This window comes from Cohnella zeiphila (genome assembly GCF_014212055.1).
In the GTDB taxonomy this organism is placed as follows: Bacteria; Bacillota; Bacilli; order Paenibacillales; family Paenibacillaceae; genus Cohnella; species Cohnella zeiphila.
Genome location: NZ_JACJVO010000082.1, coordinates 1 through 4,014 on the forward strand (window position 1 = coordinate 1; position 4,014 = coordinate 4,014).

The window sequence follows — 4,014 nt, forward strand, 5'->3', positions numbered from 1 at the left end:
GATATCAGATTAACTTTCGGCGGTTCTGGCACCATGCGCGGGATTTAGTCGGATATCAGACGAACTTGCGGCCGTTCAGGCACCACGCGCGGAAGTTGGTCGGTTATCAGACGATCTTCATGTGCGATGGAGCGTTTAAGCCTCGCGGCGCCGCATTCGGGCGATGAAGAAGCCGTCGCTTCCGAACGTCTGCGGCAGCAGTTGGACCATGCCTTCGAACGGCTCGGGAAGCACCTCCGCTCCACGCAGCGCAGCGACGATCGTTTCCGGCCAATCGCCGGACAGCGAGAAGTCCGGATTCGCCGCGAGAAAATGGCGTACCGTCTCCTCGTTTTCTTCCGGCGCGATCGTGCAGGTGCTGTAGACGAGAACGCCTCCCGGGCGAACGAGCCCGCTTGCTTTCTCCAGCAGGGAACGCTGGAGCTCGGACAACGCGGCGATATCCGCCTCGGTCTTGTTCCACTTGATCTCGGGCTTGCGCCGGATGACGCCGAAGCCCGAGCAAGGCGCATCCAGCAGCACGACGTCCATCGAGCCGGCCGGGAACTTGCCCGCCAGCTCCGCAGCGTCTCCGACCGTCGTGCGGACGTTCGTCAGCCCGAGCCGTTCCGCCTGCCTAGCGATCAGCTCTTCCTTGTGCGGATGGATATCGTTGGCGATCACCTCGCCGCGGCCCTCCATCAGCTCCGCCAAGTGAGTCGTCTTGCCGCCCGGCGCGGCGCAGCAGTCGAGCGCGCGGCCGCCGGGCGGGGGAGCCGCGACGGCGGCGACCAGCATCGAGCTTTCGTCCTGGACGGTGAACAGCCCGTCCCGGTACCACGGCGTGGCCGCGAGGCTGCCCGCGCGGGAAGCGACGATGCCCGCCGGCGCGAGCCGGGAGGGCGCGGCATCGATGCCTTCGGCGGCCATCGCCGCCAGAAGCTCGTCCCGGTCCGCGCGCAGCGGATTGACGCGGACCGAAGCGCGCGGCGGCTCGTTGTTCGCCGCGCAGATCGCCTCCGCCGCCGCTTCGCCGTAGGCGGCGATAAAGCGCGCGACGAGCCAGCGCGGATGGCTGTGCTCGAGCGCGATGCTTTCCGCCGCGTCCAGCCCGGCGGGCGGCGGCGGGACGACCCCTTCGCGGAGGATGCCGCGAAGGACGCCGTTGACGAGCCCGGCGATGCCGGCGTGTCCGCGTTTTTTGGCGAGGCGGACGGCCTCGTCGGTGACGGCGTGCGCAGGCACGCGGTCGAGCCAGCGGAGCTGATAATAGCTCATGCGGAGCAGGCAGCGCACCCACGGCTCGATTTTGCGCGGCCAGCCTTTGACTCTTGCGGCCAATACGTCGTCGATTGTGCCGAGCCGCTGGATCGTGCCGTAGACGAGCTCCGTCGCCAGCGCCGCATCCTGCGGCTTCAGCCCCGCTTCCGTCAGCACGCGGTTCAGCTCCAGCCCGCTGTAAGCCCCTTCGCGCTCGACGCGCTCCAGCACCCGGAGCGCCGCCTCGCGCGCAGTAGCGGGCTTTCCGCTTCTGCCGGGACGCTCCCTGCCGGCTGCCTTCCCGGTATTCTCTCTTTCGTTCAAATCCGTTTCACTCTCCGTTCCCTTCATTCCGAAGCTAGAGCACCGAAACCCGCATTGGCCTACACTTTTTCTTCGCGAAGACCGAGGCGCGAGCGAGTGTTTGCTTTTAAGCAGCAACGTCTCCCTATCTCTCATTGTTGCCCAAACGCAACCACTCGCTCGTACCTTTCGAAACCATGCCGTTTTCAGAAGAGCGTCAGGTCCAGTCGGCTGCTTGTTACAATGATTAACATCGCATCAGCCGCCTGTCCGTCTCGTCCGACCGCTCGTTGCAATGTTTAACATCGCATCCGCATTCCCACACGGCCGGTGCGCCGCAAAAACGCCAGCGTTACGATGTTATTCATCGCAACGGTCGCCTGTCAGCCTCGTCCGACCGCTCGTTGCGATGTTTAACATCGCATCCGCACTCTCACACGGCCGGTGCGCCGCAAAAACGCCAGCGTTACGATGTTATTCATCGCAACGGTCGCCTGTCAGCCTCGTCCATCGTTCCTTGCGACGTTTAACATCGCATCCGCACGGCGCAGCTCCCGCGCCCGCAGCAAAAAACGGCGCCCGGCTAACCGAGCACCGTCCCCGGGGCAAGCCTCGCCCCCCTCGCATAATCCGCCGCGGGCAGCGCCTTCTTGCCCGCCGGCTGCACCTGCGTCAGCACCAGGCTGCCGTCGCCGGTCCGCACGCGGATGCCGTCCGCTCCCGCTTCCAGCACCGTCCCCGGTGCCGCGGCAAGCGCCTCCGCCCCAAGCTTCGCGTCCGACTCCTCAGGCGCGCGGCAGCCCCACACCTTGAACACTTCCCCGTCGAGAAACGTGAACGCTCCCGCCATCGGATTCAACCCGCGCGTCTGGTCGAACAGCTCCCGGGATGTCCGCTCCCAGCGCAGACGCTCGTCTTCCCGCGTCAAGTTCGGCGCGTACGTCGCCAGCGAATCGTCCTGCGGCACGCGCGGCGCGGTGCCGTCCGCCAGCTTCGGCAGCGTCTCCATGAGCAAATCCGCGCCCGCCAGGCTGAGCTTCTCGAACATCGTCCCTGCCGTATCCTCGTCGCCGATCGGCACGGTCACGCTGGCGATCATGTCCCCCGTGTCGAGCCCCTCGGCCATATACATGATCGTTACGCCCGTCTCCCGCTCGCCTTCCATGATCGAGCGCTGGATCGGAGCGCCGCCCCGGTAGCGCGGAAGCAGCGAGCCGTGCACGTTGACGCAGCCGAGGCGCGGCAGCTCCAGCACCGCCTTGGGCAAGATTTGCCCGTACGCGGCCGTCACGATCAAATCCGGCTTCCAGGCGGCGACCGACTCGACCGCTGCCGGCGACCGCATCCGTTCCGGCTGCAGCACCGGCAGCCCCTTCTCGAGAGCGAACGCCTTGACCGGAGGCGGCGTCAGCTCGCGCTTGCGCCCTTTGGGCCGATCCGGCTGGGTGACGACGGCGGCGACGTCGTAGCCTTTCTCCAAAAGCAGCTTCAAGGAAGGAACGGCGAATTCCGGCGTTCCCATGAATACGATCCGCATCTTATTCGCCGTCCCCATCCCCGTCCTGCTCCGGAATCGCCTTGCGCTCGTAGACGGATTCCGCCAGATCGATGAACAGCACGCCGTTCAGATGATCGAGCTCGTGCTGGATCGCGCGGGCGAACAGATCCGTCCCGGTATATTCGACCGGGTTCCCATTGCGGTCCTGGCCGCGGACGGTCACTTTCTGGGCGCGGCGAACGTCGCCCTGCAGCCCGGGTATGCTCAGGCAGCCTTCCGGGCCGAGCTGCTCGCCTTCCCTCGATACGATCTCCGGATTGACGAGCTCGACCAGCCCGTGCTCCTCGTCAGCGTCGACGACGAACACCCGCTTGGCGATGCCGACCTGCGGCGCGGCCAGTCCGACGCCGTCGGCGTCGTACATCGTGTCGGCCAGGTCGTCGAGCAGCTTATGCAAATTGGCGTTGAATTTGGTCACTTCTTGAGCCCGTTCCCGCAGGACGTCATCCGGGTGCTTCACGATTAATCGAATGGACACGGTTCATCATCCTTTGCCGGGATAGTCGCAAGCTGCCTTCTTACAGCATCATCTGAGGGTCGACGTCCACTCCGATCTGCACCCCGGACCGCTTCGCCGTCTCCGACAGCTCCCGCAGCGCCCGCGAAGTCCAGCCCAGCGCGTCGACGTCTCCCCGATATTTTACCATACATTGAAAACGGTAGCGATCCTTTAGTCTCGGAATCGGCGAAGGGACCGGACCGAGCACTTCCAGGGCGTTCGGAGCGCCCCCGGCGAAGGTGTCCGGGAGCCCGGCCGCCGCCGCCATCCCGCGGATGCTCGCGGCGAACGACTGCCCGAGCGACTGCAGCAGCGCCGCTTGCTCATGCGACAGCGTGAGCGCGATCAGCCGCCCGTAAGGCGGATAGCCGAGCGTCCGCCGGTGGCGCAGCTCCTGCGCCACCGGCGGACGCTC

At 65.9% G+C, this 4,014-nt stretch carries 3 protein-coding genes and 1 pseudogene; all 4 read right to left on the minus strand.

Annotated features, from left to right (window positions below; genetic code table 11):
• Positions 1–135 precede the first annotated feature (135 nt).
• On the minus strand, positions 136–1,590 hold the full coding sequence (gene rsmB, locus H7C18_RS34640) for a 16S rRNA (cytosine(967)-C(5))-methyltransferase RsmB (protein ID WP_185133698.1): 1,455 nt from the start codon (positions 1,588–1,590) through the stop codon (positions 136–138).
• A gap of 535 nt (positions 1,591–2,125) precedes the next feature.
• The gene (gene fmt / locus H7C18_RS34645; protein WP_185133700.1) at positions 2,126–3,079 is read right to left on the minus strand and encodes a methionyl-tRNA formyltransferase; all 954 of its coding nucleotides are present in this window, start codon (positions 3,077–3,079) and stop codon (positions 2,126–2,128) included.
• A gap of 1 nt (position 3,080) precedes the next feature.
• Complete coding sequence (def, locus tag H7C18_RS34650) at positions 3,081–3,578, minus strand: peptide deformylase (RefSeq protein ID WP_185133699.1); 498 nt, start codon at positions 3,576–3,578, stop codon at positions 3,081–3,083.
• A gap of 40 nt (positions 3,579–3,618) precedes the next feature.
• Positions 3,619–4,014: pseudogene (locus tag H7C18_RS34655) on the minus strand (primosomal protein N'); the annotation flags it as partial.

Coding starts and splice junctions, on each gene's coding strand:
- rsmB (WP_185133698.1), bottom strand. CDS start 1,590: ATGAAGGGAACGGAGAGTGAAACGGATTTGAACGAAAGAGAGAATACC.
- fmt (WP_185133700.1), bottom strand. CDS start 3,079: ATGCGGATCGTATTCATGGGAACGCCGGAATTCGCCGTTCCTTCCTTG.